The sequence below is a fragment of the Hydrogenothermus marinus genome (assembly GCF_003688665.1).
In the GTDB taxonomy this organism is placed as follows: domain Bacteria; phylum Aquificota; class Aquificia; order Aquificales; family Hydrogenothermaceae; genus Hydrogenothermus; species Hydrogenothermus marinus.
Genome location: NZ_REFO01000007.1, coordinates 1 through 5,241, shown reverse-complemented (window position 1 = coordinate 5,241; position 5,241 = coordinate 1). Strand labels below are relative to the sequence as shown.

Sequence of the window (5,241 nt, the reverse complement as noted above, 5' to 3'; positions counted from 1 at the left end):
AAATAACCCTGGCAGCGACCAACTTTCCCGACCGCTCTCGCGGCCAGTATCATAGGCGCAGGGGAGCTTAACTGCCGGGTTCGGAATGGGACCGGGTGTAACCTCCCCGCTATGGCCACCAGGGAAAGGCAATAGAATAAGGGACAGGAAAGCCATTAAGAAGTAAGAGGCCAAGCCTCACGGGCGATTAGTACCACTCGGCTCCACCCATTGCTGGGCTTCCACCTGTGGCCTATCAACGTGGTAGTCTCCCACGGCCCTTCAGGCACCAAAAGGTGCGGGACGCCTAATCTTGAGGTGGGCTTCACGCTTAGATGCTTTCAGCGCTTATCCCGTAGCAGGGTGGCTACCCAGCGCTGCCCTTGGGAGACAACTGGTACACCAGAGCCTGCCTCACCCCGGTCCTCTCGTACTAGGGATGACTCCTCTCAAGCGTCCTACGCCCGCGGCGGATAGGGACCGAACTGTCTCACGACGTTCTGAACCCAGCTCGCGTGCCGCTTTAATGGGCGAACAGCCCAACCCTTGGGACCGGCTACAGCCCCAGGATGCGACGAGCCGACATCGAGGTGCCAACCCCCGCCGTCGATGTGGGCTCTTGGGCGGGATTAGCCTGTTATCCCCGGAGTAGCTTTTATCCGCTGATCACACGCCCTTCCACGTGGAACGTGTGGGTCACTAAGCCCCGCTTTCGCGTCTGCTCGACTTGTCAGTCTCGCAGTCAGGCACCCTTATGCCTTTGCACTCTAACGGTGGATTTCCGACCCACCTGAGGGTACCTTTGGGCGCCTCCGTTACCTTTTAGGAGGCGACCGCCCCAGTCAAACTGCCCGCCTGACACTGTCCCGGCCGTGGATAACACGGCTCGGTTAGATTACCCACACGTCCAGGGTGGTATCTCACTGGCGGCTCCACCCGCCCCGGAGGGCGGGCTTCCCAGCCTCCCACCTATTCTGCGCAGGACGCGCAGGCAATCAATGCCAGGTTACAGTAAAGCTTCACGGGGTCTTTCCGTCCTGCCGCGGGTAGTCGGCATCTTGACCGACACTACAATTTCGCCGGGACTCCCCTCGAGACAGCGTGGCGGTCGTTGGACCATTCATGCAGGTCGGAACTTACCCGACAAGGAATTTCGCTACCATAGGACCGTTATAGTTACGGCCGCCGTTTACCCGGGCTTCGGTTCGCGGCTTGCACCGCTCCCCTTAACCTACGGGCACTGGGCAGGTTTCACACCGCATACTTCCTCTTACGAGTTTGCGCAGTGCTGTGTTTTTGGTAAACAGTCGCCGCCACCTGGTTTCTGCGACCCGCTTCCGCACTATAAAGCACGGCATGCGGGCACCCCTTCTCCCGAAGTTACGGGGTCAATTTGCCGAGTTCCTTGAGGAGAGTTACCCCGAACGCCTTAGGCTACTAACCTAGCCCATCTGTGTCGATTTGCGGTACGGTCAGCTATGCTTCATAGGCTACGACGTTATTTCTTGGCAGTCTGGGGTCATCCCTGTTGGGGAGGACTAAGCCTCCCCTCCCCATCACCTTTCAGGCTTATTGAGGGACGGATTTGCCTATCCCTCACCCTACGGGCTTAGAGGAGGCAATCCATAGCCTCCCAGGGACTACCCTTCTGCGTCACGCCTTAGCCTCCACATAGCTGGCGCAGGAATATTAACCTGCTTCCCATCGGCTACGCCTTTCGGCCTCACCTTAGGGTACCGGCTAACCCGACCCTGATTTACATTGGATCGGAAACCTTGGGCTTCCGGCGGACAGGTTTCTAACCTGTCTTCGCTGCTACTCATGCCAGGATTCTCACTACCCTGCAGTCCATCCCTCCTTACGGTAGGACTTCAACCTACAGGGTACGCTCCCCTACCGCTTGCCAAAGGCAAGCCCGCAGCTTCGGTGGTACGCTTAGCCCCGCTAAATTTTCGGCGCAGAGCCCCTCGACGAGTGAGCTGTTACGCACTCTTTAAAGGATGGCTGCCTCTAAGCCAACCTCCTCGCTGTCTTAGGAGCTCTACCTCCTTCTCCACTTAGCGTACACTTTGGGACCTTAGCTGGCGATCTGGGTTGTTTCCCTCTCGTCCACGGAGCTGATCCCTCGCGGACTCACTGCCGCTCTACCTTTCTCGGCATTCGGAGTTTGGTTGGGTTCGGTACCCCTTTCGGGGCCCTAGCCCAATCAGTATCTCTACCTCCGAGAAGGAACGAGCGACGCTGCACGTCGATGCATTTCGGGGAGAACGAGCTATCACGGAACGCGATTGGCTTTTCACCCCTATCCACACCTCATCCGACTGTGTTGCAGCACCGACCGGTTCGGGCCTCCAGACGGTGTTACCCGTCCTTCACCCTGGGCATGGATAGATCGTTCCGCTTCGCGTCTGCAGCATGCGACTAAACGCCCTAGTTAGGACTCGGTTTCCCTACGGCTTCGCCTTAGCGGCTTAACCTCGCCGCATACCACAACTCCCTGGCTCATTTTCCAAGAGGCACGCAGTCAGGCATTAACGCCCTCCCACTGGCTTGTAGGTCCATGGTTTCAGGTTCTATTTCACTCTCCTTCCGGAGTTCTTTTCACCTTTCCCTCGCGGTACTATACGCTATCGGTCAGCCAGGAATATTTAGCCTTACCCGGTGGTCCGGGCAGATTCCCACCACCTTTCACGGGGGCGGTGGTACTCGGGAGTATGTCCCAGGAAGACCAGCAGGTTTCGCATACGGGGCTTTCACCCTCTATGGCACAGCTTTCCAGCTGTTTCTGCTACCTACTGGTTTTGTAACTTCCCGAGAGGATGGCAGTCCTCTCCGGACATATCCCACTACCCCGACGTGGCTAAGGCTGCCACCATGGCACCACGTCGGTTTAGGCTACTCCCCGTTCGCTCGCCGCTACTTAGGGAATCGCTTTCGCTTTCTTTTCCTCGGGCTACTAAAAGGTTTTACTTCGCCCGGTTCGGCTCCCTCTTGAGAGGGATGCTAGCCTATGGGCTAGCGGGTTTCCCCATTCGGGAATCCACGGATCATTGCCTGCTTGCGGCTCCCCGTGGCTTATCGCAGCTTGCCACGCCCTTCTTCCCTTCTGGCTGCCGAGGCATCCACCATGGACCCTTAGCAGCTTGGCCTACTCTTACTTCTTAATTTGTAGCTTTCTCTGTCCCTTATTCTATTGCCAAGTAGCCTCTTAATGGAGACGAGGGGATTCGAACCCCTGACCTTCTGCGTGCAAAGCAGATGCTCTCCCAGCTGAGCTACGTCCCCAAATCTTTATGGGCCTTGGTGGATTCGAACCACCGACCTTACCCTTATCAGGGGTACGCTCTAACCGTCTGAGCTAAAGGCCCCTCAGCTCTAGTTGGCAAGTTAATAGGGAAGCCAGATATGCTTATTATTTTTTCCCTTTAAAGGAGGTGATCCAGCCGCAGGTTCCCCTACGGCTACCTTGTTACGACTTCGCCCCAGTCGCCAGGCCCATCATCGGCCCCTGCCTCCCTTGCGGGTTGGCCCGGGGACTTCCGATGGACCCAACTCCCGTGGCGTGACGGGCGGTGTGTACAAGACCCGAGAACGTATTCACGGCGACATTGCTGATTCGCCATTACTACCGATTCCGCCTTCATGGGGGTGAGTTGCAACCCCCAATCCGCACTACGACAGGGTTTTTGGGGTTTGCTCCACCTTGCGGCTTCGCTTCCCTTTGTCCCTGCCATTGTAGCGCCTGTGTAGCCCAGGGCATAAAGGGCATACTGATCTGACGTCATCCCCTCCTTCCTCCGGCTTATCGCCGGCAGTCCCCTGTGAGTACCCGGCTTTACCCGCTGGTAACACAGGGCAAGGGTTGCGCTCGTTGCGGGACTTAACCCAACATCTCACGACACGAGCTGACGACGACCATGCACCACCTGTGCGGCGCGGGTACCCATAAGGGTACCCTAGTGACCTTTCGGCCACGACACACCGCATGTCAAGCCCTGGTGAGGTTTTTCGGTTAGCATCGAATTAAACCAGACGCTCCACCGGTTGTGCGGGTCCCCGTCAATTCCTTTGAGTTTCAACCTTGCGGTCGTACTCCCCAGGCGGGATGCTTAACGCGTTAGCTTGCGACACGGACAGGTTTCCCTGCCCACATCTAGCATCCATCGTTTACGGCCAGGACTACCCGGGTATCTAATCCGGTTCGCTCCCCTGGCTTTCGTCCCTCAGCGTCAGGACAGTTCCAGTCGGCCGCCTTCGCCACTGGTGTTCCTCCCGATATCTACGCATTTCACCGCTACACCGGGAATTCCGCCGACCTCTCCCTGCCTCAAGTCCAGCAGTTTGGAAGGCAATTCTGGAGTTGAGCCCCAGGATTTCACCTTCCACTTACCAGACCGCCTACGGACCCTTTACGCCCAGTAAATTCGCGCAACGTTCGGGACCTACGTATTACCGCGGCTGCTGGCACGTAGTTAGCCGTCCCTTCCTCTGTGGGTACCGTCATTATCTTCCCCACTGACAGGTGTTTACACCCCGAAGGGCTTCTTCCACCACGCGGCGTTGCTGGGTCAGCCTTTCGGCCATTGCCCAATATTCCCCACTGCTGCCCCCCGTAGGGGTGCGGGCCGTGTCTCAGTCCCACTGTGGCTGGCCATCCTCTCAGACCAGCTACCCGTCGTAGCCTTGGTGAGCTTTTACCTCACCAACTAGCTGATGGGACGCAGCCCCATCCTAAGGCGCCTTGCGGCCTTTGGAGGCTCATCATTCAATAAGCCTCTTTATTGGGTATTAGCCCCCCTTTCGGGGGGTTATCCCCATCCTTAGGGTAGGTTAGCTACGCGTTACTCACCCGTTCGCCGGTCGCCAGCACCTTCCCAAAAGGGAAGGCCTGCTGCCCCACGACTTGCATGTGTTAGGCACGCCGCCAACGTTCGCGCTGAGCCAGGATCAAACTCTCCAGTGAAAGTTTTATCCTATAAAACTCTTTTCCATTCTTATTGCATATCTGGCTTCCCTATTCTTTTGCCAAGTAGCCTGAGGCTGAGTTGCCTTTAGCTCAGCCAGTTAACCCTTCCGTCAACTGACAGATAATTAGTTTATTATATTTTTTCCTCTTTGTCAACCCTTTTTCGTTTTTTCTTTCCTATATCGAAAAGGGGTTATATATTTTATATTTCTTATTCTTTTTTCTCTCTATAAAGGGTTTATTATTTTAAACCTTTCTCTTTTTTTGTCAAGTTCTTTTTAAAAGGTGTTCTAAAA

The 5,241-nt window shown here is 56.1% G+C and carries 2 tRNA genes and 3 rRNA genes; all 5 read right to left on the bottom strand.

Annotation, left to right across the window (positions count from 1 at the left end):
• Positions 1 to 6: 6 nt before the first annotated feature.
• The 5 genes from rrf to CLV39_RS00330 all read right to left on the bottom strand — a co-directional run bounded on the left by rrf (position 7) and on the right by CLV39_RS00330 (position 4,942).
• Positions 7 to 123 (bottom strand): 5S ribosomal RNA (gene rrf / locus CLV39_RS00350).
• Positions 124 to 166: 43 nt separating this feature from the next.
• A 23S ribosomal RNA gene (locus CLV39_RS00345) occupies positions 167 to 3,128 on the bottom strand.
• A gap of 63 nt (positions 3,129 to 3,191) precedes the next feature.
• A tRNA-Ala gene (locus CLV39_RS00340) sits at positions 3,192 to 3,264 on the bottom strand.
• Positions 3,265 to 3,273: 9 nt separating this feature from the next.
• Positions 3,274 to 3,347 (bottom strand) — tRNA-Ile (locus tag CLV39_RS00335).
• Between the two features lie 59 nt (positions 3,348 to 3,406).
• Positions 3,407 to 4,942, bottom strand: a 16S ribosomal RNA gene (locus tag CLV39_RS00330).
• Together the 16S, 23S and 5S rRNA genes with 2 tRNA genes alongside form the textbook arrangement of a ribosomal RNA operon.
• Positions 4,943 to 5,241: the final 299 nt, after the last annotated feature.